Raw genomic sequence first — 25,436 nt, 5'->3', positions numbered from 1 at the left:
AACGATCCGCGCGCGCCGGGCCGCAATGGCCCATGCCGCCAGCCGAAGGAGCCACTCGTGGACGAACTTCTCCGAGAGTATCTTCCCATCCTCATCTTTCTGGCACTCGCCGTCGGCCTCGGCCTCGTGCTGATCCTCGCCGCCGTGATTGTCGCGGTGCGCAACCCTGACCCGGAAAAGGTCTCGGCCTATGAATGCGGTTTCAACGCCTTCGATGACGCCCGGATGAAATTCGACGTGCGGTTCTACCTCGTGTCGATCCTCTTCATCATCTTCGACCTTGAGGTCGCCTTCCTCTTCCCATGGGCCGTGGCCTTCGGGGATCTGTCGATGGTCGGTTTCTGGTCGATGATGGTCTTCCTCGGCGTTCTGACCGTCGGCTTTGCCTATGAATGGAAGAAAGGGGCGCTGGAATGGGCGTGAGCACCAGCCTCAACCACGCGGCGAACGATCTGGACGCCGGCGTCGCCGCGATGAACCGCGATCTGCAGGACAAGGGCTTCCTGCTGACCTCGACCGAGGACATCATCAACTGGGCCCGTACGGGCAGCCTGCACTGGATGACCTTCGGTCTGGCCTGCTGCGCGGTCGAGATGATGCACACCGCCATGCCGCGCTATGACGTGGAGCGTTACGGCTTTGCCCCGCGCGCCAGCCCGCGCCAGTCGGACGTGATGATCGTGGCCGGCACGCTGACCAACAAGATGGCGCCCGCGCTCCGCAAGGTTTATGACCAGATGCCCGAGCCGCGCTATGTGATCTCGATGGGCAGCTGCGCCAATGGCGGCGGCTATTATCATTACAGCTATAGCGTCGTGCGCGGCTGCGACCGCGTGGTGCCGGTGGACATCTATGTTCCGGGCTGCCCGCCCACGGCCGAAGCGCTAATGTATGGCATCCTCGCCCTGCAGCGGAAGATCCGCCGCACCGGCACGCTGGTCCGCTGAGGAGGGGAAGATGTCCGAAGCTCTCGCACAACTCGCTGAACATCTGTCGGCCAAGCGCCCGCAGGCCGTGATTTCGACCTCGATTGCCTTTGGCGAGCTGACGGTCGAAGTGCAGCCCGCCCAGCTGGTGCCTTTCATCGACTTCCTCAAGACCGACAGCGCCTGCCGCTTCTCGACGCTGGTGGACATCACGGGCGTCGATCATCCGGAACGCGCGGCGCGCTTCGACGTGGTCTATCATTTCCTGTCGATGTACCAGAACCAGCGCATCCGCGTGAAGGCTGCCGTCCGCGAGGATGAGATGGTGCCCTCGATCACGCCGGTGCATCCCTCGGCCAACTGGTTCGAGCGCGAGGTTTTCGACATGTTCGGGATCCTGTTCTCGGGTCACCCCGACCTGCGCCGCATCCTGACCGATTATGGCTTCCGCGGTTATCCGCTGCGCAAGGATTTTCCGACGACCGGCTATACCGAAGTGCGTTATGACGAGGCGCAGAAGCGCGTGGTCTACGAGCCGGTGAAGCTGGTGCAGGAATACCGTCAGTTCGATTTCCTCAGCCCGTGGGAAGGCGCGCAATACGTGCTTCCGGGCGACGAGAAGAAAGCCTGAGGGGCGGCATCGTGCAGCAAGAGCCGACTTTCCTGATGTGTGTGGGGGCGACGAAGGCAGGAACATCCTGGCTTTTCGATCGTCTCTCCGCGCATGAGGACTGTCATCTTCGCACGATCAAGGAACTGCACTATTTCGACATGCTCTATCGCGGCAATTTCGATCGCTATGTCGAGGGGTTCACCCGTCGCGCGCAGGGGATTGAGGCCGAGTTGCCCGCACTTTCAGGTGGGCGGCTGCGGAAGTTCCAGCGTCGCTTGCAGGATGTGACCGATTGGCTGGCCGTGGTGCTGAAGCGTGGCGAGGATCTGGCGGCCTATCGCGCCTATCTGACGCAGGGGCTGCGCGGGCGTCGTCTGGTCGCAGATGTGACCCCCGGTTACGCGCTGCTGCCCGAAGACAGCTTTCGCCGCATGGCAACGGTGGGGGCGGATACCCGCTTTCTTTACCTGCTGCGCGACCCGCTGGCCCGGCTCTGGAGCAATGCGCGCATGGTGGCCTTCCGCCGCCGCGGCGCGGATTATGCCGCCGATTGCGTGCAGGTCATGGACCAGATGCTGACCCGCATCGAATCCGGTGAGACCGACCGCGAGGATTACGCCGGGACCATCACCCGCCTGAAAGCTGCGGTTTCCCCCGCGCGCCTTCTGGTGATGTTCCAGGATGAGATGCTGTCGCGCCCCGGTTTCGCGCGGCTGTGCGATTGGTTGGGCATCCGCCCAGCCGATGCCGATTTCGACAAGCGGGTGCTGGAAGGCAAGCCGCTGCCCCTGCCGGGCGAGTTGCGCGCCCGCGCGCTGGCTGCCCTGCGGCCGCAATATGACTTCGTCGCCCGCCTGTTTCCGGCTCTGCCGGAAAGCTGGCGCAAGACCCTGAATGAGGTTCACGCATGATGGACGGAAAATTCGACGACGCGCTGACGGGCGAACAGAAGATCCGCAATTTCAACATCAACTTCGGTCCCCAGCACCCGGCTGCCCACGGGGTGCTGCGTCTGGTGCTTGAGTTGGATGGCGAGATTGTCGAACGCTGCGATCCGCATATCGGCCTGCTGCATCGCGGGACCGAAAAGCTGATGGAAAGCCGGACCTATCTGCAGAACCTGCCCTATCTGGACCGTCTGGATTACGTGGCCCCGATGAACCAGGAACATGCCTGGTGCCTGGCCATCGAGAAGCTGACCGGCACCAAGGTTCCGCGTCGTGCCAGCCTGATCCGGGTGCTTTATTCTGAAATCGGCCGGGTGCTGAACCACCTGCTCAACGTCACGACGCAGGCCATGGACGTTGGCGCCCTGACGCCGCCGCTCTGGGGTTTTGAAGAGCGTGAGAAGCTTATGGTCTTCTACGAGCGTGCTTGTGGCGCTCGTCTGCACGCCGCCTATTTCCGCCCCGGCGGTGTCCATCAGGATCTGCCCGAAGCGCTGCTGAATGACATTGAACAATGGGCCGAGGAATTCCCCCGCGTTCTCGATGATATTGACGGTCTGCTGACCGAAAACCGCATCTTTAAACAGCGCAATGCCGATATCGGCATCGTGACCGAAGACGACATCCAGAAATGGGGCTATTCGGGCGTCATGGTGCGCGGCTCTGGCCTTGCCTGGGACCTGCGCCGCGCGCAGCCCTATGAGTGCTACGACGAATTCGACTTCAAGATCCCGGTCGGCAAGAACGGCGATTGCTATGACCGTTATCTCTGCCGCATGGCGGAAATGCGTGAATCGACCTCGATCATCAAGCAGGCCATCGCCAAGCTGCGCGTCGAAAAGGGTGACGTGCTGGCGCGTGGCAAGCTGACCCCGCCCAAGCGTGGTGACATGAAAACCTCGATGGAGGCGCTCATCCACCACTTCAAACTTTATACCGAAGGGTTCCACGTTCCGGCCGGCGAAGTTTACGCCGCCGTCGAGGCGCCCAAGGGTGAATTCGGCGTCTATATGGTGGCCGACGGCACCAACAAGCCCTATCGCGCCAAGCTGCGCGCGCCGGGCTTCCTGCACCTGCAATCCATGGACTACATCGCCAAGGGCCACCAGCTGGCCGACGTCGCTGCCATCATCGGCACGATGGACGTGGTGTTTGGGGAGATCGACCGCTAATGCTGCGCCGCCTTCACAAGGAACAACCTGCTTCCTTCGCCTTCACGCCCAAGAACCTGGAATGGGCGAAGGGGCAGATCTCGAAATATCCCGAAGGTCGTCAGGCCTCGGCCATCATTCCGCTGCTGTTCCGGGCGCAGGAACAGGAAGGCTGGTTGACGAAACCGGCGATCGAATATGTCGCCGACATGCTCGGGATGGCCTACATCCGCGCGCTGGAAGTGGCGACCTTCTACTTCATGTTCCAGCTGCAGCCGGTCGGCACCGTGGCCCATATCCAGATCTGCGGCACCACCAGCTGCATGATCTGTGGCGCGGAGGACCTGATTGCCGTCTGCAAAGAGCTGATCGCGCCCACGCCCCATACGCTTTCGGCGGATGGCAAGTTCAGTTGGGAAGAGGTGGAATGCCTTGGTGCCTGCGCCAACGCGCCCATGGCCCAGATCGGCAAGGACTATTACGAAGACCTAAGCCCCGCGAAACTGCGCGAGATGATCGCCAAATTCTCGGCCGGTGAGGTTCCGACCCCGGGGTCGCAGATCGGGCGCTATTCGTCCGAACCGGCCAAGGGTCTGACCGCGCTGCAGGAATTTGAATCGGGCCGCACGCAGTACAATGCCTCGGTCCAGCGGGCCGTGGATATTGGCGATACCGTCAAGCGCATCGATGGCACCGAAGTGCCGATCCTGACGCCCTGGCGCCAGGACGCCGCTGTGGCCGACGCCGCGCCCGAGGCCGCCGAGGTTGCCGTGGGCAGCAAGCCCGCCGCCCTGGCCGCGCCGCGTGACGGCAAGGCCGACGACCTGCAGGCGCTGGAAGGCGTGGGCCCGAAGCTGGAACAGCTTTGCCATGAGCTGGGCATTTTCCACTTTGACCAGATCGCTGCTTGGGGTCCGGCTGAAGTTGCCTGGATGGACAGCAACCTGAAGGGCTTCAAGGGCCGCGTCTCGCGCGACAAATGGGTCAATCAGGCCAAGATCATCGTCGAGCAGGGCATGGAAGAATTCCAGCGCCGCGCAAAGACGAACGACTACTGAGGCAAGAGACAATGAGCGCACCCCTCCAGGATGACAGCCTCAAGCGCAGCGCGCGCCTTGTGGCATTCGTCATCGCGGGAACCATGTTGCTGTGGATGGGGGCGCAATGGCTGGGCGGGAAGATCGGGCTTGAGGCCCGCTACGTCTTTCTTTTCGACCTTGCCGCACTGGCCGCGTTCTTCTGGGCGCTGGTCGTCACGTATCAGATCTGGCGGCGGCGCAAGGCCGTTCACCGGGGGAATTGAGGGCAGAACATGCTGAAGGATCAGGACCGGATCTTCACCAACCTCTACGGGATGCACGACCGTTCCCTGAAGGGTGCAATGGCGCGCGGCCATTGGGACAACACCGCAGGGTTGCTGGCGCTTGGCCGCGACGGGATCATCCAGATCATGAAGGACTCGGGCCTTCGGGGCCGTGGGGGCGCAGGCTTCCCGACCGGCATGAAATGGTCCTTCATGCCCAAGCAGTCGGATGGCCGTCCCTCGTATCTGGTGGTGAACGCCGACGAATCCGAGCCGGGCACCTGCAAGGACCGCGAGATCATGCGCCATGATCCGCATACCCTGATCGAGGGCTGCCTTGTGGCGGGCTTCGCGATGGGCGCCTCGGCTGCCTATATCTACATTCGCGGCGAATATGTGCGCGAGAAAGAGGCCCTGCAGGCCGCGATCGACGAATGCTATGACGCCGGTCTGATCGGCCGCAATGCCTGCAAGTCGGGCTATGATTTCGACGTCTACCTGCACCACGGGGCCGGCGCCTATATCTGTGGTGAGGAAACCGCGCTGCTTGAAAGCCTTGAGGGCAAGAAGGGCATGCCGCGGATGAAGCCGCCGTTCCCGGCAGGCTCGGGCCTTTATGGCTGCCCGACCACCGTGAACAACGTGGAATCCATCGCCGTGGCGCCGACGATCCTGCGCCGTGGCGCGGCCTGGTTCGCCTCGTTCGGGCGTCCGAACAATGCGGGCGTGAAGCTCTTCGGCATGTCGGGCCATATCAACACCCCCTGCGTCATCGAGGAATCGATGTCGATCCCCATGCGCGAGCTGATCGAAAAGCACGGCGGCGGTGTGCGTGGCGGCTGGAAGAACCTGAAGGCAGTCATCCCCGGCGGCGCCAGCTGCCCGGTGATCCCGGCGGACAAATGCGAAGATGCGATCATGGATTATGATGGCATGCGCGCGCTGCAATCGTCCTTCGGGACGGCCTGCCTGATCGTGATGGATCAGTCGACCGACATCATCAAGGCGATCTGGCGTCTGTCGAAGTTCTTCAAGCACGAAAGCTGTGGCCAGTGCACGCCGTGCCGCGAAGGCACAGGCTGGATGATGCGCGTCATGGACCGTCTGGTCCGCGGTGAGGCCGAGGTCGAAGAGATCGACCTGCTGCTCAGCGTGACGAAACAGGTGGAAGGCCACACGATCTGCGCCCTGGGCGATGCCGCCGCCTGGCCGATCCAGGGTCTGATCCGCCACTACCGCGAAGAGATCGAAGATCGCATCAAGGCCAAGAAGACCGGCCGCATGGGTGCGATGGCGGCCGAGTGATGAACGCGCGTCCCCTGATCAGCATGGGTATGGCAGCGGGCCTTTCGGCCTGTGTCGCCGCACCCGCGCCCGAAGCGGCAGCCCCGGCCAAGGCCGGGGACTATGCCGTTTCGCAGGGGGCTGCGGTGTATCCGGCGCGGATCGGGGCAGGGGCGGTCGGACATCAGCTCACCTCGGCCGGGGCACAGCCCGTGGCGGGGCAGACGGTGGTTGTCGGCGCGCTCGGGTTCGATCAGGGGCGTCTGGCCAAGACAGTGGCGGCGGCGGCCTGTGCGGATGCGCGCGGGCGGTTTCAGCCGCAGGCCGTGGGTCGTTATGACCGCGGTGCATGGATTTTCGAAGGGGGCTGTGCATGACCCCTTCCCAACAGATGACGGCGCGGGCCTTGGCCGCAGCGCGGATTTCGGCGGAGTAAGCTGATGAGCAACCTCAAGAAAATCATCATCGACGGCATCGAGGTCGAAGTCGACGGCGCGATGACGATCATTCAGGCAGCCGAGGTCGCCGGGATCGAAATCCCGCGCTTCTGCTATCACGAGCGTCTGTCGATCGCGGGCAACTGCCGGATGTGTCTGGTCGAGGTCGTCGGCGGCCCGCCGAAGCCTGCCGCCAGCTGCGCCATGCAGGTGCGCGACCTGCGCCCCGGCCCGAACGGTGAACCGCCGGTCGTCAAGACCAATTCGCCCATGGTGAAGAAGGCCCGCGAAGGGGTGATGGAGTTCCTGCTCATCAACCACCCGCTCGATTGCCCGATCTGCGACCAGGGCGGCGAATGCGACCTGCAGGATCAGGCCATGGCCTATGGCGTGGATTTCAGCCGCTACCGCGAGCCGAAGCGCGCCTCCGAAAACCTGAACCTCGGTCCGCTGGTCAAGACCGAGATGACCCGCTGCATCAGCTGCACCCGCTGCGTGCGCTTCACGACCGAGGTCGCGGGCATCACCCAGATGGGCCAGACCGGCCGCGGCGAGGATAGCGAGATCACCAGCTATCTGAACCTGACGCTGGATTCGAACCTGCAGGGCAATATCATCGACCTGTGCCCGGTTGGCGCGCTGACCTCTAAGCCCTATGCCTTCACCGCCCGTCCGTGGGAGCTGACCAAGACTGAATCCATCGACGTGATGGATGCGCTCGGGTCGAACATCCGCATCGACACCAAGGGCCGCGAAGTGATGCGTATCGTGCCGCGCAACCATGACGGCGTGAACGAGGAATGGCTGAGCGACAAATCCCGCTTCATCTGGGATGGCCTGCGTCGTCAACGGCTTGACACCCCTTACATCCGGGAAAATGGCCGCCTGCGGAAAGCAGGCTGGGGCGAGGCGCTGGCCGTGGCCGCCGCCGCGATGAAGGGCAAGAAAGTGACCGGCCTGATCGGCGATCTGGTTCCCGTGGAAGCGGCCTATTCGCTGAAAACGCTGGTGGAATCGCTGGGTGGCACGGTGGAATGCCGCGTCGATGGCGCCAAGCTGCCCGCGGGCAACCGTTCGGCCTATGTCGGCAATGCCGTGATCGAGGATATCGATCAGGCCAAGGTCATCGTGCTGATCGGGACCAACCCGCGCACCGAGGCGCCGGTGCTGAATGCCCGTATCCGCAAGGCCTGGGCGCATGGCGCGCAAGTGTCGCTGATCGGTCAGGCCGTGGATCTGACCTATGACGTGGCCCATCTGGGCACCGACCGTCAGGCGCTGCAGGCGCTGGTTGCCGGGGCCAAGGCCGATCAGGGTGGCGTGGTCATCGTGGGGCAGGGCGCGCTGCGCGACGCCGACGGCGCCGCCGTTCTGGCCGAGGCGCAGGCGCTGTGTGAAGCGACCGGCGCGCGCCTTCTGGTGCTGCACACCGCTGCCAGCCGCGTGGGTGCGATGGATATCGGTTGCACGACCGAGGGTGGCCTGAAACCCGCGACCGATGGGGCCGAGGTGATCTACAACCTTGGCGCTGACGAGGTGGACATCGATGCCGGTGCCTTCGTGATCTACCAGGGCAGCCATGGCGACCGCGGCGCACATCGTGCCGACGTGATCCTGCCGGGTGCGGCCTATACCGAAGAAAATGGCCTGTTCGTGAATACCGAAGGTCGTCCGCAGCTTGCACTGCGCGCGGGCTTTGCGCCGGGCGAGGCCAAGGAAAACTGGGCCATCCTGCGGGCGCTCTCGGCGGAAATCGGCGCCACCTTCGCTTGGGATAGCCTCGCGCAGCTGCGCGCGCGCATTGTTGCCGCCCATCCGCACCTGGGCCGGATCGACGAAGTCGCCGACAACGGCTGGACCGCGCTGCCGCGCGCCCAGCTGGGCAATGCGGCTTTCGGCCTTGCGGTGACCGACTATTACCTGACCAACCCGATCGCCCGCGCCTCGGCGCTGATGGGGGAACTGTCCGCGATGGCCCACGGCCGCGCACAGGCCCCGCTGGCGGCGGAGTGAAGGAATGTGGCCGCGCGCCCTGATTTTGACCTTTGGCATTGCTTTCGTGATGCTTTCGGGTTGCACAGGGGGCGAGGTTCAAAGCAAAACGCCGGAAGCGGCCGCCTACAAGGGGATCGAGACGATCCTTCTGGACGGTGATCTGGTGAATTTCCGCGTCGAGATGACGAACGCGCGGAATACGACCGATGTCGAGGCCTATGCGCGCTGTGCGGCGGCCCAATATGCGCTGATCCGGGGGTTCGGGTTTGCGCGCCATGTCCGGACCACCGTGGGACGGACAGGAAATACTTGGCGCGGGGATGCGGTTTACACCATTTCCGCCGCGCTGCCCCGGGGGCTGCGGACGATCGACGCCGAAGTCATGGTGCGCGACTGTGGCGAACTGGGGATACCGACGGTATGAAGAACGAGAATTTGGGCTGAGGGACCAAAGGCAAAATGGCTGAATTTCTGCAAACCGGGCTGGGGACGGCGCTGCTGATCGCGGCGCAAAGTCTTCTGGTCATCGCCTTCGTGATGATCTCGCTGCTGTTCCTCGTCTACGGCGACCGCAAGATCTGGGCTGCTGTCCAGATGCGGCGTGGTCCGAACGTGGTCGGTGCCTTCGGGCTGCTGCAATCCGTGGCGGATGCGCTCAAATACGTGGTGAAAGAGGTTGTGATTCCGGCGGGTGCAGACCGTCCGGTGTTCTTCCTTGCGCCTATGCTGTCCTTCGTTCTGGCGATGATCGCCTGGGCGGTGGTGCCGTTCAATGACGGCTGGGTTCTGGCCGATATCAACGTGGCTATCCTTTATGTCTTCGCCATCTCCTCGCTCGAGGTTTACGGCGTGATCATGGGGGGCTGGGCGTCGAACTCGAAATACCCGTTCCTGGGCTCGCTGCGCTCTGCCGCGCAGATGATCTCGTACGAGGTGTCGCTGGGTCTGATCATCATCGGGATCATCATCTCGACCGGGTCGATGAACTTTGGCGATATCGTGCGCGCGCAGGATAATGGCTGGGGTCTGCTGGGCTGGTACTGGCTGCCGCACTTGCCGATGGTCGCGCTGTTCTTCATCTCGGCGCTGGCCGAAACCAACCGTCCGCCCTTTGACCTTCCCGAAGCGGAGTCGGAACTCGTGGCCGGGTATCAGGTTGAATACAGCTCGACCCCGTTCCTGCTGTTCATGGCCGGCGAATATATCGCCATCTTCCTGATGTGCGCGCTGATCTCGCTGCTGTTCTTCGGGGGCTGGCTATCGCCGATCCCGGGTCTGGCGGATGGCCCGTGGTGGATGGTCGCCAAGATGGCCTTCTTCTTCTTCATGTTCGCCATGGTGAAGGCCATCGTGCCGCGCTACCGCTATGACCAGCTGATGCGGATCGGTTGGAAAGTGTTCCTGCCGCTGTCGCTCGCTTGGGTCGTGATCGTGGCATTCCTTGCAAAATACGAAGTGCTCGGCGGCCTGTGGGCACGCTGGACCATCGGGGGCTGAAATGGGCGAAACTCGCGCAATCGACTTCAACCGCGCCGCGAAGTATTTCCTGCTCGTGGACTTCATCAAGGGCTTCGGCCTTGGGCTGCGCTACTTCTTTGCGCCCAAGGCAACGCTGAACTACCCGCATGAAAAAGGCCCGCTGTCACCGCGGTTCCGGGGTGAGCATGCGCTGCGCCGCTATCCCAACGGGGAAGAGCGTTGCATCGCCTGCAAACTCTGCGAGGCGGTCTGCCCGGCCCAGGCCATCACCATCGATGCCGAACCGCGCGAAGACGGCAGCCGCCGCACGACGCGCTATGACATCGACATGACGAAATGCATCTACTGCGGCTTCTGTCAGGAAGCCTGCCCGGTGGATGCCATCGTCGAGGGGCCGAACTTCGAGTTTTCGACCGAGACCCGCGAAGAGCTGTATTACACCAAGGAAAAGCTGCTTTCGAACGGCGCCCGCTGGGAAGCCGAGATCGCGCGGAACCTTGAACTTGACGCGCCCTATCGGTAAGCGGCCATGACCGAGGATTTCGCCAAGCTTTTCAAGAATATGATGGAGCAGGGCCAGGATATGGTCCGCGCCTTCAACCCCTCTCTGGAAGGTTTCTCGGCGAAGGGCCTCGAAAACTTCATCCCCACCATGACGAAAGACATGATGGAGATGTGGTTCGGAAAGACCTTCAACCGCGAGGGGCTGGATGCCAAGACTCGGCTTCTGGTCACCATCGCGGCGCTGACGGTTCTGGGTGCCCATGCGGAGGCGCAGCTGAAGCTGACGATCCGCCACGCGCTCGAAGCCGGGGCGACCAAACGCGAGATTGCGGAAGTGATCTGGCAGATGAGCATGTTCGGCGGTTTGCCCGCCATGCAGAAGGCGCTTGAGATGGCTCAGGCGGTTTTTGCGGAAACCGAGGAGAAAGACGCATGAGCGTTGCGGATATTGCCTTCTATTGCTTCGCCGTGGTGACGGTGGCGGCGGGCCTCATGGTCACCGTATCGCGCAACCCCGTGCATTCTGTTCTCTGGCTGATCCTGGCCTTCCTGTCGTCGGCCGGGCTGTTCGTGCTGCTGGGGGCAGAATTCGTCGCCATGCTGCTGATCATCGTCTATGTCGGCGCGGTGGCGGTGCTGTTCCTCTTCGTGGTCATGATGCTTGACGTCGATTTTGCCGAGCTGAAGGGCGAAATGGCGCGCACCATGCCGCTGGCGCTGCTGGTCGGGGTCATCATCATCCTGCAATTCGGCATGGCCTATGCCGCCTGGCAGCAAGCGGACGGCGCGCTGGGTCTGCGTCAGGCGGTGACGCCCGCGATCACCGAGGTGGAGAACACCAAGGCGCTCGGCCTGCTGATCTATGACAAGTACATCTACCTCTTCCAGGCATCGGGTCTGGTTCTGCTGGTGGCGATGATCGGCGCGATCGTGCTGACGCTGCGCCACCGCAAGGATGTCAAGCGCCAGAACGTGCTGCACCAGATGTGGCGCGACCCGGCCAAGGCGATGGAACTGAAAGACGTGAAGCCGGGGCAGGGGCTCTGAAACAGACCGGGCGGGACCAACCCGCCCAATGCGGCGGCGGGCCCACCCGCCCCGCGGCGGCAGGGCCGCACAGGAACAAATCGGGCGTCGGACCCGGAGGGACGAGAATGGTAGGACTGGAACATTACCTGACGGTGGCGGCTGCGCTGTTCGTCATTGGCATCTTCGGCATCTTCCTCAACCGGAAGAACGTGATCGTCATCCTCATGTCGATCGAACTCATGCTTCTTTCGGTGAACATCAACCTCGTCGCCTTCTCGTCGTTCCTCGGCGATCTGGTCGGGCAGGTCTTCACCATGTTCGTGCTGACCGTGGCCGCCGCTGAGGCGGCGATCGGTCTTGCGATCCTGGTAAGCTTCTTCCGGACCCGCGGCACCATCGACGTCGAAGACGCCAACGTGATGAAAGGCTAAGGATCCATGGCCACGATCATTCTTCTTGCCCCCCTTGTCGGGGCCCTGATCTGCGGCTTCGGCTGGCGGCTGATCGGCGAGAAAGCCGGCCAGGTTGTCGCCACCGCATTGATCTTCCTTGCGGCCGCGCTGTCCTGGACCATCTTCCTGGGCTTTGACGGGGAAACCCAGCATATCACGCTGCTGCGCTGGATCGAATCCGGCGCGCTCTCGACCGAGTGGGGCATCCGGCTCGACCGTCTGACCGCGATCATGCTGGTCGTGGTGAACTCGGTCTCGGCGCTCGTGCACCTCTACTCCTTCGGCTACATGGCCCATGACGACAACTGGCATGAGGGCGAGGCCTACAAGGCGCGCTTCTTCGCCTATCTGTCGTTCTTCACCTTCGCGATGCTGATGCTCGTCACCTCGGACAACCTGGTGCAGATGTTCTTCGGCTGGGAAGGCGTGGGCGTAGCCTCCTATCTGCTGATCGGCTTCTACTACCGCAAGCCTTCGGCCAATGCGGCTGCGATGAAGGCTTTCATCGTGAACCGCGTGGGTGACTTCGGCTTTGCGCTGGGGATCTTCGGCCTGTTCTTCCTGACGGATTCGATCCGTTTCGATGACGTATTTGCGGCGGCGCCGGCGCTGGCGGAAACCAATCTGACCTTCCTCTGGACGGAATGGAACGCGGCCAACCTGATCGGCGTGCTGCTCTTCATCGGTGCGATGGGGAAATCGGCGCAGCTGGGTCTGCACACCTGGCTGCCCGACGCGATGGAAGGCCCGACCCCGGTGTCGGCGCTGATCCACGCGGCAACCATGGTGACCGCGGGCGTCTTCCTCGTCTGCCGCATGTCGCCGCTGTATGAATTTGCGCCGCAGGCCACGGCCTTCATCACCGTGCTGGGCGCAACGACTGCCTTCTTCGCCGCGACCGTGGGTCTGGTGCAGAATGACATCAAACGCGTGATCGCCTATTCGACCTGTTCGCAGCTGGGCTACATGTTCGTGGCCGCGGGCGTGGGCGTCTATTCGGTCGCGATGTTCCACCTCTTCACGCATGCCTTCTTCAAGGCGATGCTGTTCCTCGGCGCCGGTTCGGTGATCCATGCAACGCATCACGAACAGGACATGCGGAACTATGGCGGCCTGCGGAAGAAGATCCCGCTGACCTTCTGGGCGATGATGATCGGGACGCTGGCCATCACCGGTGTGGGCATTCCGCTGACGCATTTCGGTTTCGCGGGCTTCCTGTCGAAAGACGCCGTGATCGAAAGCGCCTATGTCGGTTCGCAGTATGCCTTCTGGCTGCTGGTTGTCGCCGCATGCTTCACCTCGTTCTATTCGTGGCGCCTGATGTTCCTGACCTTCTTCGGCGAAAGCCGCGCGAAGGCGCATGGGCATGACGATCACCATCACGGCCATGATGCCCATGGGCATGATGACCACGGCCACGGCCACCACGAACCGCATGAGAGCCCGGCTGTCATGCTGATCCCGCTCGGTGTGCTTGCAATGGGCGCGATCTTCTCGGGGATGCTGTGGTACAACGTCTTCTTCGGGGATGAGGTTGCGATGCGGAACTGGTTCGGGATGGAACCGGCCGCCCATGCGACCGAAGGCCATGGCGCCACGGCCGAGGCCGAGGGCCATGCCGCCCCCGCCGCGACGGAAGCAACTGAAGGTCATGCGGCCCCCGTTGCCACCGAAGGCCATGCCGCGGCTGTCGCGCCGAAAGGGGCCATCTACCTCGGTGCCGACAACCACATGATCCACGAGGCGCATGCCGTGCCGACCTGGGTCAAGGTTTCCCCCTTCGTCGCCATGCTGATCGGCCTGTTCACCGCCTGGCTGTTCTACATCAAGAACCCCGGCCTGCCGAAGCGTCTGGCCGCCACGCAGCGCCCGCTTTACGAATTCCTGCTGAACAAGTGGTACTTCGATGAGCTTTACAACGCCGTCTTCGTCACGCCTGCGCGCTGGCTGGGCCTGGTGCTGTGGAAGAAGGGCGATGGCGCGGTGATTGACGGTACGATCAACGGCGTGGCCATGGGCCTCATCCCGATGGTCACCCGCTTCGTCAACCGGATGCAGTCCGGCTACATCTTCCACTACGCTTTCGCCATGGTTCTGGGCATCGCCGCCCTGATCACCTGGATGTCGCTCTCGGGGGGCGCGCACTAATGGAAAACCTCCTTTCCATCATCACCTTCATCCCGGCGGTCGCAGCCGCGATCCTCGCGCTGTTCCTCCGGGGCGATGATGCAGCGGCGCAGCGCAACGCCAAATGGGTCGCGCTGTTTGCCACGGGCTTCACGTTCCTGGTGTCTCTTTTCGTGTTGTCTGGGTTCGACCCGGCCAATACCGGCATGCAGTTCGTCGAGGACCATGCCTGGATCATGGGCCTGCGCTACAAGATGGGCGTCGACGGCATTTCCGTGCTGTTCGTGATGCTGACCACCTTCCTCATGCCGGTCACCATCGCCGCCTGCTGGAGCGTGGAGCATCGCGTCAAGGAATACATGATTGCCTTCCTGCTGCTGGAAACGCTGATGCTCGGCGTGTTCTGCGCGCTGGATCTGGTGCTGTTCTATGTGTTCTTCGAAGCGGGCCTGATCCCCATGTTCCTGATCATCGGGATTTGGGGCGGCAAGGATCGCATCTACGCCTCGTTCAAGTTCTTCCTCTACACCTTCCTCGGCTCGGTGCTGATGCTGGTGGCAATGATCCTGATGTATGTCGATGCGGGCACCACCGATATCGTCACCCTGATGGACCACACCTTTGCGTCGGAAACGCTGTCGCTCGGCGGGTTCCACATTATGGGTGGTCTGCAGACGCTGCTGTTCCTTGCCTTCTTCGCCAGCTTCGCGGTGAAGATGCCGATGTGGCCGGTGCATACCTGGCTGCCCGATGCCCACGTGCAGGCGCCGACGGCCGGTTCGGTCGTGCTGGCTGCGATCCTGCTGAAGATGGGCGGCTACGGGTTCCTGCGCTTCTCGCTGCCGATGTTCCCGGTGGGGGCGGATGTCATGTCTGACCTCGTGCTGTGGATGTCGGCGATTGCCATCGTCTATACTTCGCTGGTCGCCATGGCGCAGGCCGACATGAAGAAGCTGATCGCCTATTCGTCGGTGGCCCATATGGGCTATGTCACCATGGGCATCTTCGCGGTGAACCAGCAGGGCATTGACGGCGCAATCTTCCAGATGCTGTCGCACGGCTTCATCTCGGGCGCGCTCTTCCTCTGCGTCGGCGTGATCTATGACCGTATGCATACCCGTGAGATCGACGCCTATGGCGGTCTGGTCATCCGAATGCCGGCCTATGCGCTGATCTTCATGTTCTTCACCATGGCGAACGTGGGCCTGCCGGGCACCTCGGGGTTCATCGGCGAATTCCTGACGCTGATGGGCATCTTCCAAGTGAACACCTGGGTGGCCGCGGTTGCGACCTCGGGCGTCATCTTCTCGGCGGCCTATGCGCTCTACCTCTACCGTCGGGTCGTCTTTGGCGATCTGGTGAAAGAGGCGCTGAAGTCGATCACCGACATGGACCTGCGCGAGCGTCTGATCTTCGCGCCGCTCGTGGTGATGACCCTTCTCCTCGGCGTCTACCCGTCGCTGGTGACCGATATCATCGGTCCCTCGGTCGAGGCGCTGGTTACCGACTATCACGCTGCGCTGCCTGCGTCTTCCGACGTGGCCGAAGCAGCTTCGCACTGAGGGCTGAGACATGACCGGCACCGATTTCAACATCATCCTGCCCGAGGTCGTGCTTTCGCTCTATGCGATGGCGGCGCTGCTCTTCGGCGTCTACACCTCGAAGGACAAGGCCACCGGCATCCTGACCTGGGCCACTGCTGCGGTTCTCGTGGCGCTGGCGGTCTGGATCGGCCTGAACGGGCAGGGCGCGCGGACCGCCTTTGGCGGCATGTTCAACGATGACCCCTTCGCCCGTTTCGCGAAAGTCACCGTGCTTCTTTCCGCTGCAGCCGTGCTGGTTATGAGCCAGGACTACATGGCCCGTCGCGGTCTGGCGCGGTTTGAATACCCCATCCTCGTGGCACTGGCGACGGTCGGCATGATGATGATGGTTTCGGCGGGCGACCTGATGGCGCTTTACGTCGGGCTGGAGCTGCAGTCGCTGGCGCTTTACGTGGTCGCCTCGATCCGTCGCGACAGCGCCAAGTCGACCGAAGCCGGTCTCAAGTATTTCGTGCTGGGGTCGATGTCTTCGGGTCTGCTGCTCTACGGGGCGTCGCTGACCTATGGTTATGCGGGCACCACGCTGTTCTCGGGCATCATCTCGACGCTGGGCCATGGTATGCCGCTGGGTCTGCTGTTCGGTCTGGTGTTCATGCTGTCGGCGCTGGCGTTCAAGGTTTCGGCCGCCCCCTTCCACATGTGGACGCCGGACGTCTACGAAGGCTCGCCCACCCCGGTGACCGCCTTCTTCGCGACGGCGCCCAAAGTTGCGGCGATGGCGCTGTTCGCCCGTCTGGCGCATGACGCCTTTGGCGCGGCGGTCAAGGATTGGCAGCAGGTGGTTGCCGTGATGGCGCTGCTCTCGATGTTCGTGGGCGCCGTTGCCGCGATTGGCCAGAAAGACATCAAGCGCCTGATGGCCTATTCGTCGATCGCGCATATGGGCTATGCCCTGCTTGGTCTGGCGTCGGGCACGGCGGCCGGTGTGCAGTCGATGCTGATCTACATGGCGATTTACGTGGCCATGAACATCGCGTCCTTCGGCTTCATCCTGTCGCTGGAGCGTGACGGCAAGCCGGTCACCGACATTGCCGCGCTGAACCAGCTGTCGCGGAAAGAGCCGCTGAAGGCCATGGCCGTGCTGGTGCTGATGTTCTCGCTGGCCGGTGTGCCGCCGTTCCTGGGCTTCTTCGCGAAATACGCGGTGCTGACGGCGGCGGTGCAGGCGGGTCTGACCTGGCTTGCCATCGCCGGGGTCGTCGCGTCGGTGATCGGGGCCTTCTACTACCTCCGCATCGTCTATTTCATGTACTTCGGCCAAGAGGCTGAGGGCGTGGTCAGCCGCATGGCGGCCGTGCAATGGGTGATCTTCGTGGCCATGGTCGCCTTCGTGGCGGCAGGCGCGGCGGTGCAGATGTTCGGCATCGAAGGCGCGGCTGCGGTCGCGGCGGAAGCTCTTGTCCGCTGATCCGCTCTGGCCCGAGGGCGTGGCCCGCCACGCCCTTGCCTCGGTCGACAGCACCAATGCCTATGCGGCATCCCTCGCGCCGGGCCTGACAGGTCCGGCGTGGGTCATTGCGGGGGAGCAGACGGCCGGTCGTGGCCGCCGTGGCCGCCCTTGGCAAAGCCCGCGGGGCAATTTCTACGGATCGCTGGTGATGAAGCCCGAAGGTGCCCCCGATCAGGTGGCGTTGCGGAGCTTTGCGGCCGCGCTGGCGCTGCATGACGCTTGTGTCGGGCTGACGGGTCTGCCGCAGGCCTTCGCGTTGAAATGGCCCAATGACGTGCTGCTGAACGGCGGCAAGCTGGCGGGGATCCTGCTGGAAAGCGTCGGCTCGGGTGCGCGCATCAACCATCTGGTGATCGGTATCGGCGTCAACCTGATCGGCGCGCCCCCGGCAGAGCTTGTCGAACCGGGGGCAGTGACGCCCGTCAGTCTGCTGGGTGAGACCGGCCTGCGTATCACGCCTGAGCGTTTCCTCACGCATCTGGCCGCAGCTTTTGCTGCATGGGAGGCGCGCTTTCAGGCCGAGGGTTTTGCCCCCCTGCGCGCCGCATGGCTTGACCGGGCCGCACGGCTGGGAGAACGCATCCGCGCCCGCACCGGCACCACCGAACGGCACGGTATCTTTGAAACCATCGACGAAACCGGTGCGCTGGTTCTGAACATCGACGGCCGGCGCGAGGCGATCCCGGCGGCCGAGGTCTTTTTCTGACAGGGGCGTGTGATGCTTCTTGCCATCGACTGCGGCAATACCAACACCGTGTTTTCCATCTGGGATGGCAGCCGCTTTGCCGCCACTTGGCGCATTGCGACCGATCACAAACGAACGGCGGATGAATATTTCGTCTGGCTGTCTTCGCTGATGATGCTCACCAAGACCGAGGCACAGATCACCGAGGCGATCATCTCTTCGACGGTGCCGCGGGTGGTCTTTAACCTCCGCATCCTCTGCAACCGCTATTTCGATTGTCGCCCGCTGGTAGTGGGCAAGCCCGGATGCGAGCTGCCCGTGGCGCCCCGCGTCGATCAGGGAACCACCGTCGGGCCGGACCGTTTGGTCAACACCGTCGCGGGGTTTGACCGGCATGGTGGTGATCTGGTGGTGGTGGATTTCGGCACGGCGACAACCTTTGACGTGGTGGACCTCGACGGGGCCTATATCGGCGGCGTCATCGCGCCCGGCGTCAACCTCAGCCTTGAGGCGCTGCATATGGCGGCAGCTGCGCTGCCGCATGTGGATGTCACCCGGCCCGCAAGTGCGATTGGCACGAATACGGTGGCTTGTATGCAGTCGGGCGTGTATTGGGGGTATATCGGCCTTGTCGAGGGCATCGTGCGGCAGATCCGGGCCGAGCGTGAGCGCCCGATGAAAGTGATCGCCACCGGGGGGCTGGCCCCGTTGTTCCAACAGGGAACAGAACTATTTGACTCGGTGGAAGATGATCTGACCATGCATGGTCTGGTGCTGATCCATCGCTACAACAAGGAACTGGAAACCGCATGAGCACGAACCGCCTGATCTATCTGCCCCTTGGCGGCGCCGGCGAAATCGGGATGAACACCTATGTCTACGGCTACGGCCCCGAGGATCGGGAACGTCTGATCGTGGTCGATCTGGGGGTGACTTTCCCCGATATGGACACGGCGCCGGGTGTGGATGTCATCATGGCCGATGTCAGCTGGCTGGAAGAGCGGGCTGACCGGATCGAGGCGATCTTCATCACGCACGCGCATGAAGACCATATCGGCGCGTTGGGGCATCTGTGGCCCAAGCTGAAGAAACGCGTCTATGCCCGTCGTTTTACGGCGGCCATTGGGCGGCTCAAGTTCGACGAGGCGGGGCTGCCGACGGATGTGATCCACACTGTCGAGGCGCGCCCAGCGGTGGTCGAGGCCGGGCCCTTCCGCGTGCAATTCGTGCCGGTGGCCCATTCCATCCCGGAAAGCGCCGCGCTGATCATCGACACGCCCGCGGGGCGCATCCTGCATTCGGGGGACTTCAAGCTCGACCCGTCGCCCATCGTGGGCGAAGGCTGGAATGAGGCGCTGTTCCGCGAAATCGCCGCCGAGACGCCGGTCAAGGCGCTGATGTGCGATTCGACCAACGTCTTTTCGCCGCTGCCGGGCCGGTCCGAGGCGACGCTGGCCGATCCGATCCACGGGCTGATTGCCAATGCTGGCGGGCTTGTGGTGGCGACGACTTTTGCCTCGAACGTGGCCCGTCTGAAAACGCTGGCCGAGGCCGGGCGCGCGGCGGGCCGGTCGGTCTGTCTGTTGGGCCGCGCGATGCAGCGCATGGTGAAAGTCGCGCAGGAAACCGGCGTTCTGACCGATTTCCCGCCGATCATCCCGTCGGAACATGCCACCGAAGTCTCGCGTCAGAACCTGATGCTGATCGTGACCGGCAGCCAGGGCGAACGGCGCGCGGCCACGGCGCAGCTGTCGCGGGGGAAATACCTCGGGCTGGAGCTGAAAGAGGGCGATACCTTCCTCTTTTCCTCGAAGACCATTCCGGGCAATGAACGCGGCGTGCTGCGGATCATGAACTCGTTTTCGGAAATGGGCGTGGATGTCGTCGATGATACCGGCGGCCGCTACCACGTGTCGGGCCATGCCAACCGCCCCGATCTGGAGCAGATGCATGAGATCGTGAAGCCCCAGATGCTGATCCCCATGCATGGTGAACACCGCCACCTGCGCGAGCATGTGAAACTGGGCGAACAGCGCGGCATCCCCGGCGAGATCGTCACCAATGGCATGATGGTCGATCTGAGCGGCGATGCCCCCGAGGTGGTCGAATATATCGAAACCGGGCGGCTTTATCTGGATGGCTCGGTGCTGATCGGTGCGATGGACGGGGTCGTGCGCGACCGTATCCGGCTGGCGCTGAATGGCCACGCGATGGTCAACGTAATCCTCGATGAAAACGATGATCCGCTGGGCGAGGCCTGGGTGGAGCTGTCCGGTCTGCCGGAGGTGGGCAAGCGCGGGCAGGGGCTGGCCGATCTGATGGAGACCGAGCTGACCGAGTTCCTGGAAACAGCGCCCGCCAAGGTGATGCGCGACGACGACAAGATGGATGAGGCGATTCGCCGTGTCGTCCGTCAGGTTGCGGTCGAAGAGATTGGCAAAAAGCCCGAGGTTACGGTCGTGGTCAGCCGTCTTGCGACGGAGTGACCCGGCCTTGGCAGGCCTGCAGTAACAATGAAAAAGGGGCGCAATTTGCGCCCCTTTTTCTTATTCTGCGTCGGCCTGTTCGCGGACCATCGGCTCTGGGGCCGGTTCCGGATCTTCGGTCACGGCCCGCTCGGGCAGCTTGAAGCTCCGCAGGATAAAGTCCGGCACGTGATCGCCCATGCCGACGACGCGGTCATCGCGGTCATTGCGGCGATCGTTGCGGCGGTCATCACGACGCTCTTCCCGGTGGTGATGGGTATGGGCGGCGGTGCCGTGGTGATGCACCGGGACAGCCGGTGCGACGGCGGCCGGGGCAGGCTGACGGCGATCCTCGCGACGCTCCTCGCGGCGTTCCTCGCGCGGGGCTTCAGCGGCATCACGCGGGGTTTTCGGGCCACGGCCTTTGGGGCCACGGTCGTCCCGGCGATCATCGCGGCGGTCGCTGCGTTCCCGCGGCTCGGGCAGGGCGAAATCAGCGGGCAGCGAACCGCGCGGAATTTCCTGCTTCACGAGGTTTTCGATATTGGTCAGGTATTTCTCATCCGACGGGGTCGAAATCGAGAAAGCCTTGCCCTTGCGCCCGGCGCGGCCGGTGCGGCCGATGCGGTGGACGTAATCCTCGGGGTGCGAGGGCAGGTCGAAGTTGAACACATGGCTGACCGAAGGAATGTCCAGCCCGCGCGCCGCCACATCCGAGGCAACGAGAAGCTGGAGCGACCCATCGCGGAACCCGTCGAGCGTTTTCATCCGCTGCGACTGATCCAGATCACCGTGAATCGGGGCTGCGTTGAAACCGTGCGATTTCAGCGACTTCGCCACCACATCCACATCCATCTTGCGGTTGCAGAAGATGATGGCGTTGGTGCAGCTTTCACCCTCGGCACGGATCAGGGCGCGCAGCACGGCGCGCTTTTCCGCGAAAGAGCGGTCTTTGCGCGAGGGCGTGAACTGCACCAGCGCCTGTTCGATGGTTTCCGAGGTGGTCGATTGGCGGGCCACTTCGATCTTGGCGGGGTTCGAGAGGAAGGTCTTGGTGATCCGCTCGATCTCGGGTGCCATGGTGGCCGAGAAGAAGAAGGTCTGACGGGTGAAGGGCGTCAGGCTGAAGATGCGTTCGATATCGGGGATGAATCCCATGTCGAGCATCCGGTCGGCCTCGTCCACCACCATGATCTGCACGCCGGTCAGCAGCAGCTTGCCACGTTCGAAATGGTCGAGCAGGCGGCCGGGGGTGGCGATCAGCACGTCAACGCCGCGGTCAATCAGCTTGTCCTGTTCGCCGAAGGCCACACCGCCGATAAGCAAAGCCTTCGTCAGCTTGGTGTATTTGGCGTAGGTGTCGAAGTTTTCCGCCACCTGCGCGGCCAGTTCGCGCGTGGGGCACAGCACGAGGCTGCGGGGCATCCGGGCGCGGGCGCGGCCCTGACCCAGCAGGGTGATCATCGGGAGCGAAAAGCTCGCCGTTTTGCCGGTGCCGGTCTGGGCGATGCCCAGAACGTCGCGGCCCTGCAGGGCATGGGGGATGGCCTGTGCCTGGATCGGCGTCGGCGTTTCATAGCCGGCTTCGGAAACGGCCTGGAGTACACGCGGATCGAGCGCGAGATCGGAGAATTTGGTCATTAGCGTCCTGTCACGGCGGGATCGGCCCGCAGAGGTCTTGAAGGGACGCAATGTTCCGGGCGCCCCGGCGTCGTGGTCTATGGGGCAATTCGGCCCTGCAACCTGCATCGGCGTTAGCCCAAAATGGCGTCGCCGTCAAGTCTGGCAGGGTCAAAGGTAATCCTGGAAGCTGCCGACAAGGGGAACGAGGCCGTCGAACTTCTGGCAATCGCGGCGCAATTTGCGCGTTTCCGGATCATCCATCAGGATGACGAATTTTTCCTTGTGCAGCGCAATGGATTGGCGCCGCAAACGTTTGAGCCTGCCGCCCGACAGATCATCCAGCGCCGCGATGCGCGCGGCAACACGCGGAACCTGGGCATGGGCAGTCAGATCCTCGACATAGTTTCTGTTACGGACCGCCCAGTATTTCACGCCGACCTCGCGGTCGTCCTGATGGGCGGAACCACGGCGCGTCTTGACGACAAAGGTATCCAGATCGCGGACGATGTAATGGTTGACCTGTGCCAGACGCTGCCCACCCGGATCGGTCGTGTTGTAGTTGCGGATCTGGTAGGCGTCCGGGGGCAGGCCCGACCCGTTGGTCACGCGGACCTGCGTGGGGGCGTCTTCGCGCAATTTGGGTTGATGCACGCCCGGCCGACTGTAACGCGCGGGGCGGAACAACGCCTTGAAGGCGTTGAAATGGGCGTTGTCGGCCATCAGGTAATCCGCCATCACGAAGCGTTCCATCTGGAGCCGGAAGCTCTGCTGGCGCTTGCCGCTGGACCCGAAGAGACGCCAGTTCACTTGCATCTGGTCAAAGGGCGGGGCGGCGGCGATCAGGTCGGGCAGGCGGTGGTCGCCCACCTTGATGATCAGGAATTCATCGAGATCGAGCGCCATGGCGTAATCTGCCGCGGCATATTCCGGCAGGTTGGCGGCACGGGTATAGGCGCGCACCTGATGGCCGCCGCGCGGGGCGCGGTTGATGTAATATTGGATCACCCCCAGATCGCGCAGGATCGACGCCATTTCATGCGTCAGGTCATCCGAATCATTTTGATAGAGCACGATGTCGGTAAAGCCGACCTCAAGATGATGGGCCACCCATTCCAGCAGGAAGGGCCCCTCGTTCTTGGCGGTTCCGACCAGGAAGGCCCGCAGGGCAGGCATCCGTACCTCCACACTCACCATCGAGGCAATCTTGCGTGCTTTGCCGACAAGGACAAGGGGCAGGGCGACAGAAGCCGCCCCACCGGGGTCAGACCATCATTTCCTTGGTCGCCGTCAGCTTCAGCTCGGGGTGGTCGCGTTCGACGCGGTCAATGTCCCAGCGCAGACGGGTCAGGTAAACGGTATCGCCGTCATTGTCATAGGCGATATGGCCCTTGTTGATGTTGATGAATTTCTCGACTTCAAGCTTCGGTCCCGAAAGCCAGCGGGCCGAGGTGAATTGCGAGGGTTCGAACCGCACGGGCAGGCCGTATTCCTGCTCGATGCGGCTGGCCAGCACGTCAAACTGCAGCGCACCCACCACACCAACGATGAAGCCCGACCCGATCATCGGCTTGAAGACCTTGGCCGCGCCTTCCTCGGCAAATTGCATCAGCGCCTTTTCCAGATGCTTGGCCTTCATGGGATCGCCCGCGCGCACACCCTGCAGCAGTTCCGGCGCGAAAGAGGGGATGCCGGTGAAGCGCAGCTTTTCGCCCTCGGTCAGGGCGTCGCCGATCCGCAGCTGGCCATGGTTCGGAATGCCGATAATATCGCCGGCCCAAGCCTCTTCCGCCAGTTCGCGGTCGGCGGCAAGGAAGAGAACCGGGTTCGACACGGCCATCGGCTTGCCCGACCGCACATGCGTGAGCTTCATCCCGCGCTCAAAATGCCCGGAGGCAAGCCGCACAAAGGCCACACGGTCGCGGTGCTTGGGGTCCATATTGGCTTGCACCTTGAAGACGAAGCCCGTCACCGGCCGTTCCTCGGGCGCGACCTTGCGGTCGGCGGCGGGTTGCGGCTGCGGTTCGGGGCCGAATTTGCCGATCCCGTCCATCAGTTCCTTGACCCCGAACGAGTTGATGGCCGAACCGAACCAGATCGGCGTCATCGATCCGTTCAGCAGCGCCGCGCGGTCGAAGGCGGGCAGCAGTTCGCGCGCCATCTCCAGCTCTTCGCGCAGCTTGGCCAGCATGTCCGCGGGGACATGTTCGGCCAGTTTCGGATCATCCAGCCCGTTGATCTGGATGGTTTCGGCCACGCGGTTGCGGTCGGCGCGGTCCATTAGTTCCAGCCGGTCGTTCAGGATGTCATAGCACCCCAGAAAATCGCGCCCAGACCCGATGGGCCAGCTGGCGGGCGACACGTCAATGGCGAGGTTTTCCTGAATCTCGTCAATGATTTCAAAGGTGTCACGGGCCTCGCGGTCCATCTTGTTACAGAAGGTCAGGATGGGCAGGTCGCGCAGACGGCACACTTCGAACAGCTTGCGGGTCTGGCTTTCCACACCCTTGGCGCCGTCGATCACCATGACCGCCGCATCCACCGCCGTCAGCGTGCGGTAGGTATCTTCGGAAAAGTCGCTGTGGCCGGGCGTATCCACCAGATTGAAGCGGTATTCGCGGAAATCAAAGGACATGGCCGAGGCCGAGACCGAAATCCCGCGCTCCTGCTCCATCTTGATGAAGTCCGACCGCGTTCTGCGGGCCTCGCCCTTGGCACGCACCTGACCGGCCATCTGGATGGCGCCCCCGAACAGGAGGAACTTTTCGGTCAGCGTGGTCTTGCCGGCGTCGGGGTGCGCGATGATCGCGAAGGTCCGACGGCGGGCGATTTCAGGCGGGAGGGTGGGGCGATTGTCGAGCATGGCCAGCCCATAGCCCGCGCCGCGCATTTTCGCAATGCCAAGGGCGCGTCCGGGGTCAGTCGAGCGGCAGGGTCATCTCGCTTTCGCCGCTGGGGCAGCACTGCGGATCTTCGGGCTGATAGGCGTACAGCGTCAGCACCAGCGAGGCGCCATCGCGCCGGGCAGATTTGATCCCGTCGGGCAGGGCGATCTCTTGCCAAGGCTGAAAGCTGTCATTCTCGCGCCGCAGGATCATCTGCCGCAGGATCGCGGCATTGCCACCCTCTGCCGAGGCCGGATAGGCCGCTTGCGCAAGCAGGTCGGCATCGCCGTCATCATCCAGATCGCCCTCCCAACCCAGCGAGAATTCCGGCGCGGTCTCTTGCGACAGGATCGCAAGCGCCGCCGCGGGCAGATCGGCGACGGGGGTCAGCTCTTGCGCATTGGCGGCAGAGGCAAAGATCACAGCCGCAAGCGCGGGCAGGGCGAAAGGCCGGGTCATGGCAAGTCCTGTGCAAATTCT

At 63.2% G+C, this 25,436-nt stretch carries 26 protein-coding genes; 22 read left to right on the top strand and 4 right to left on the bottom strand.

Annotation, left to right across the window (positions count from 1 at the left end; genetic code table 11):
* Positions 1–57 precede the first annotated feature (57 nt).
* The 22 genes from IE101_RS03765 to IE101_RS03660 all read left to right on the top strand — a co-directional run bounded on the left by IE101_RS03765 (position 58) and on the right by IE101_RS03660 (position 20,472).
* On the top strand, positions 58–423 hold the full coding sequence (locus tag IE101_RS03765) for an NADH-quinone oxidoreductase subunit A (RefSeq protein ID WP_189632434.1): 366 nt from the start codon (positions 58–60) through the stop codon (positions 421–423).
* Positions 414–947, top strand: a complete 534-nt coding sequence (locus IE101_RS03760) for a NuoB/complex I 20 kDa subunit family protein (protein WP_189632433.1) — start codon at positions 414–416, stop codon at positions 945–947. The genes IE101_RS03765 and IE101_RS03760 overlap by 10 nt, the downstream gene beginning before the upstream one ends.
* 10 nt (positions 948–957) lie before the next feature.
* Positions 958–1,557, top strand: coding sequence for an NADH-quinone oxidoreductase subunit C (locus tag IE101_RS03755; RefSeq protein ID WP_189632432.1), 600 nt, complete (start codon positions 958–960; stop codon positions 1,555–1,557).
* Positions 1,558–1,568: 11 nt separating this feature from the next.
* Positions 1,569–2,450, top strand: a complete 882-nt coding sequence (locus IE101_RS03750; protein ID WP_189632431.1) for a sulfotransferase — start codon at positions 1,569–1,571, stop codon at positions 2,448–2,450.
* Entirely contained in the window at positions 2,450–3,658 is a 1,209-nt protein-coding gene (locus IE101_RS03745; RefSeq protein ID WP_189632732.1) for an NADH-quinone oxidoreductase subunit D, read from the top strand. Before IE101_RS03750 ends, IE101_RS03745 begins: the two co-directional genes overlap by 1 nt.
* The gene (gene nuoE / locus IE101_RS03740; protein ID WP_189632430.1) at positions 3,658–4,695 is read left to right on the top strand and encodes an NADH-quinone oxidoreductase subunit NuoE; all 1,038 of its coding nucleotides are present in this window, start codon (positions 3,658–3,660) and stop codon (positions 4,693–4,695) included. Before IE101_RS03745 ends, nuoE begins: the two co-directional genes overlap by 1 nt.
* Positions 4,696–4,706: 11 nt before the next feature.
* The gene (locus tag IE101_RS03735; RefSeq protein WP_189632429.1) at positions 4,707–4,940 is read left to right on the top strand and encodes a DUF5337 domain-containing protein; all 234 of its coding nucleotides are present in this window, start codon (positions 4,707–4,709) and stop codon (positions 4,938–4,940) included.
* Between the two features lie 9 nt (positions 4,941–4,949).
* Positions 4,950–6,245: an NADH-quinone oxidoreductase subunit NuoF gene (nuoF, locus tag IE101_RS03730; RefSeq protein ID WP_189632428.1), complete on the top strand. Its 1,296-nt coding sequence runs from the start codon at positions 4,950–4,952 to the stop codon at positions 6,243–6,245.
* Entirely contained in the window at positions 6,245–6,601 is a 357-nt protein-coding gene (locus tag IE101_RS03725; RefSeq protein WP_189632427.1) for a hypothetical protein, read from the top strand. Before nuoF ends, IE101_RS03725 begins: the two co-directional genes overlap by 1 nt.
* Before the next feature lie 63 nt (positions 6,602–6,664).
* On the top strand, positions 6,665–8,674 hold the full coding sequence (gene nuoG / locus IE101_RS03720) for an NADH-quinone oxidoreductase subunit NuoG (protein ID WP_189632426.1): 2,010 nt from the start codon (positions 6,665–6,667) through the stop codon (positions 8,672–8,674).
* A gap of 49 nt (positions 8,675–8,723) precedes the next feature.
* Positions 8,724–9,080, top strand: coding sequence for a YNQ4 family lipoprotein (locus IE101_RS03715; RefSeq protein ID WP_373296058.1), 357 nt, complete (start codon positions 8,724–8,726; stop codon positions 9,078–9,080).
* A gap of 35 nt (positions 9,081–9,115) precedes the next feature.
* Positions 9,116–10,153 (top strand): NADH-quinone oxidoreductase subunit NuoH, encoded by a 1,038-nt coding sequence (nuoH, locus tag IE101_RS03710; RefSeq protein WP_189632424.1) that lies wholly within the window; start codon positions 9,116–9,118, stop codon positions 10,151–10,153.
* A gap of 1 nt (position 10,154) precedes the next feature.
* Positions 10,155–10,658, top strand: coding sequence for an NADH-quinone oxidoreductase subunit NuoI (gene nuoI / locus IE101_RS03705; RefSeq protein WP_189632423.1), 504 nt, complete (start codon positions 10,155–10,157; stop codon positions 10,656–10,658).
* A gap of 6 nt (positions 10,659–10,664) precedes the next feature.
* Positions 10,665–11,075: a carboxymuconolactone decarboxylase family protein gene (locus IE101_RS03700; RefSeq protein ID WP_189632422.1), complete on the top strand. Its 411-nt coding sequence runs from the start codon at positions 10,665–10,667 to the stop codon at positions 11,073–11,075.
* Complete coding sequence (locus IE101_RS03695; protein ID WP_189632421.1) at positions 11,072–11,686, top strand: NADH-quinone oxidoreductase subunit J; 615 nt, start codon at positions 11,072–11,074, stop codon at positions 11,684–11,686. Before IE101_RS03700 ends, IE101_RS03695 begins: the two co-directional genes overlap by 4 nt.
* 107 nt (positions 11,687–11,793) lie before the next feature.
* Positions 11,794–12,099 (top strand): NADH-quinone oxidoreductase subunit NuoK, encoded by a 306-nt coding sequence (nuoK, locus tag IE101_RS03690; RefSeq protein WP_054302297.1) that lies wholly within the window; start codon positions 11,794–11,796, stop codon positions 12,097–12,099.
* A gap of 6 nt (positions 12,100–12,105) precedes the next feature.
* A complete protein-coding gene (gene nuoL, locus IE101_RS03685) occupies positions 12,106–14,268 on the top strand; it encodes an NADH-quinone oxidoreductase subunit L (protein ID WP_189632420.1) in 2,163 nt (720 codons plus the stop codon).
* The gene (locus IE101_RS03680) at positions 14,268–15,809 is read left to right on the top strand and encodes an NADH-quinone oxidoreductase subunit M (protein ID WP_189632419.1); all 1,542 of its coding nucleotides are present in this window, start codon (positions 14,268–14,270) and stop codon (positions 15,807–15,809) included. The genes nuoL and IE101_RS03680 overlap by 1 nt, the downstream gene beginning before the upstream one ends.
* A 10-nt stretch (positions 15,810–15,819) precedes the next feature.
* Entirely contained in the window at positions 15,820–17,259 is a 1,440-nt protein-coding gene (gene nuoN, locus IE101_RS03675) for an NADH-quinone oxidoreductase subunit NuoN (RefSeq protein ID WP_189632418.1), read from the top strand.
* The gene (locus IE101_RS03670) at positions 17,249–18,007 is read left to right on the top strand and encodes a biotin--[acetyl-CoA-carboxylase] ligase (protein WP_189632417.1); all 759 of its coding nucleotides are present in this window, start codon (positions 17,249–17,251) and stop codon (positions 18,005–18,007) included. Before nuoN ends, IE101_RS03670 begins: the two co-directional genes overlap by 11 nt.
* Positions 18,008–18,019: 12 nt before the next feature.
* Positions 18,020–18,799 (top strand): type III pantothenate kinase, encoded by a 780-nt coding sequence (locus IE101_RS03665; RefSeq protein WP_189632416.1) that lies wholly within the window; start codon positions 18,020–18,022, stop codon positions 18,797–18,799.
* Complete coding sequence (locus IE101_RS03660) at positions 18,796–20,472, top strand: ribonuclease J (protein ID WP_189632415.1); 1,677 nt, start codon at positions 18,796–18,798, stop codon at positions 20,470–20,472. Before IE101_RS03665 ends, IE101_RS03660 begins: the two co-directional genes overlap by 4 nt.
* 60 nt (positions 20,473–20,532) lie before the next feature.
* Here IE101_RS03660 and IE101_RS03655 read toward each other — a convergent pair whose 3' ends face one another.
* The 4 genes from IE101_RS03655 to IE101_RS03640 all read right to left on the bottom strand — a co-directional run bounded on the left by IE101_RS03655 (position 20,533) and on the right by IE101_RS03640 (position 25,415).
* Positions 20,533–22,092, bottom strand: a complete 1,560-nt coding sequence (locus tag IE101_RS03655; RefSeq protein ID WP_189632414.1) for a DEAD/DEAH box helicase — start codon at positions 22,090–22,092, stop codon at positions 20,533–20,535.
* Between the two features lie 150 nt (positions 22,093–22,242).
* The gene (locus IE101_RS03650) at positions 22,243–23,247 is read right to left on the bottom strand and encodes a glycosyltransferase family 2 protein (protein WP_189632413.1); all 1,005 of its coding nucleotides are present in this window, start codon (positions 23,245–23,247) and stop codon (positions 22,243–22,245) included.
* A gap of 88 nt (positions 23,248–23,335) precedes the next feature.
* Positions 23,336–24,934 (bottom strand): peptide chain release factor 3, encoded by a 1,599-nt coding sequence (locus IE101_RS03645; protein WP_189632412.1) that lies wholly within the window; start codon positions 24,932–24,934, stop codon positions 23,336–23,338.
* A gap of 55 nt (positions 24,935–24,989) precedes the next feature.
* On the bottom strand, positions 24,990–25,415 hold the full coding sequence (locus IE101_RS03640) for a hypothetical protein (RefSeq protein ID WP_189632411.1): 426 nt from the start codon (positions 25,413–25,415) through the stop codon (positions 24,990–24,992).
* Positions 25,416–25,436 lie beyond the last annotated feature (21 nt).

It is taken from the genome of Gemmobacter lanyuensis (genome assembly GCF_014652355.1).
Lineage (GTDB): Bacteria > Pseudomonadota > Alphaproteobacteria > Rhodobacterales > Rhodobacteraceae > Gemmobacter > Gemmobacter lanyuensis.
Note: the sequence above shows the minus strand (reverse complement) of the source record. Positions and strands in the feature narration are given on the sequence as shown.

What these genes read in the sequence shown, in the direction of transcription:
- IE101_RS03760 (WP_189632433.1), top strand. Translation starts at nt 414, where the DNA reads ATGGGCGTGAGCACCAGCCTCAACCACGCGGCGAACGATCTGGACGCC.
- IE101_RS03755 (WP_189632432.1), top strand. Translation starts at nt 958, where the DNA reads ATGTCCGAAGCTCTCGCACAACTCGCTGAACATCTGTCGGCCAAGCGC.
- IE101_RS03745 (WP_189632732.1), top strand. Translation starts at nt 2,450, where the DNA reads ATGGACGGAAAATTCGACGACGCGCTGACGGGCGAACAGAAGATCCGC.
- nuoE (WP_189632430.1), top strand. Translation starts at nt 3,658, where the DNA reads ATGCTGCGCCGCCTTCACAAGGAACAACCTGCTTCCTTCGCCTTCACG.
- IE101_RS03735 (WP_189632429.1), top strand. Translation starts at nt 4,707, where the DNA reads ATGAGCGCACCCCTCCAGGATGACAGCCTCAAGCGCAGCGCGCGCCTT.
- nuoF (WP_189632428.1), top strand. Translation starts at nt 4,950, where the DNA reads ATGCTGAAGGATCAGGACCGGATCTTCACCAACCTCTACGGGATGCAC.
- IE101_RS03725 (WP_189632427.1), top strand. Translation starts at nt 6,245, where the DNA reads ATGAACGCGCGTCCCCTGATCAGCATGGGTATGGCAGCGGGCCTTTCG.
- nuoG (WP_189632426.1), top strand. Translation starts at nt 6,665, where the DNA reads ATGAGCAACCTCAAGAAAATCATCATCGACGGCATCGAGGTCGAAGTC.
- IE101_RS03715 (WP_373296058.1), top strand. Translation starts at nt 8,724, where the DNA reads ATGCTTTCGGGTTGCACAGGGGGCGAGGTTCAAAGCAAAACGCCGGAA.
- nuoH (WP_189632424.1), top strand. Translation starts at nt 9,116, where the DNA reads ATGGCTGAATTTCTGCAAACCGGGCTGGGGACGGCGCTGCTGATCGCG.
- nuoI (WP_189632423.1), top strand. Translation starts at nt 10,155, where the DNA reads ATGGGCGAAACTCGCGCAATCGACTTCAACCGCGCCGCGAAGTATTTC.
- IE101_RS03700 (WP_189632422.1), top strand. Translation starts at nt 10,665, where the DNA reads ATGACCGAGGATTTCGCCAAGCTTTTCAAGAATATGATGGAGCAGGGC.
- IE101_RS03695 (WP_189632421.1), top strand. Translation starts at nt 11,072, where the DNA reads ATGAGCGTTGCGGATATTGCCTTCTATTGCTTCGCCGTGGTGACGGTG.
- nuoK (WP_054302297.1), top strand. Translation starts at nt 11,794, where the DNA reads ATGGTAGGACTGGAACATTACCTGACGGTGGCGGCTGCGCTGTTCGTC.
- nuoL (WP_189632420.1), top strand. Translation starts at nt 12,106, where the DNA reads ATGGCCACGATCATTCTTCTTGCCCCCCTTGTCGGGGCCCTGATCTGC.
- IE101_RS03680 (WP_189632419.1), top strand. Translation starts at nt 14,268, where the DNA reads ATGGAAAACCTCCTTTCCATCATCACCTTCATCCCGGCGGTCGCAGCC.
- nuoN (WP_189632418.1), top strand. Translation starts at nt 15,820, where the DNA reads ATGACCGGCACCGATTTCAACATCATCCTGCCCGAGGTCGTGCTTTCG.
- IE101_RS03665 (WP_189632416.1), top strand. Translation starts at nt 18,020, where the DNA reads ATGCTTCTTGCCATCGACTGCGGCAATACCAACACCGTGTTTTCCATC.
- IE101_RS03660 (WP_189632415.1), top strand. Translation starts at nt 18,796, where the DNA reads ATGAGCACGAACCGCCTGATCTATCTGCCCCTTGGCGGCGCCGGCGAA.
- IE101_RS03655 (WP_189632414.1), bottom strand. Translation starts at nt 22,092, where the DNA reads ATGACCAAATTCTCCGATCTCGCGCTCGATCCGCGTGTACTCCAGGCC.
- IE101_RS03650 (WP_189632413.1), bottom strand. Translation starts at nt 23,247, where the DNA reads ATGCCTGCCCTGCGGGCCTTCCTGGTCGGAACCGCCAAGAACGAGGGG.
- IE101_RS03645 (WP_189632412.1), bottom strand. Translation starts at nt 24,934, where the DNA reads ATGCTCGACAATCGCCCCACCCTCCCGCCTGAAATCGCCCGCCGTCGG.
- IE101_RS03640 (WP_189632411.1), bottom strand. Translation starts at nt 25,415, where the DNA reads ATGACCCGGCCTTTCGCCCTGCCCGCGCTTGCGGCTGTGATCTTTGCC.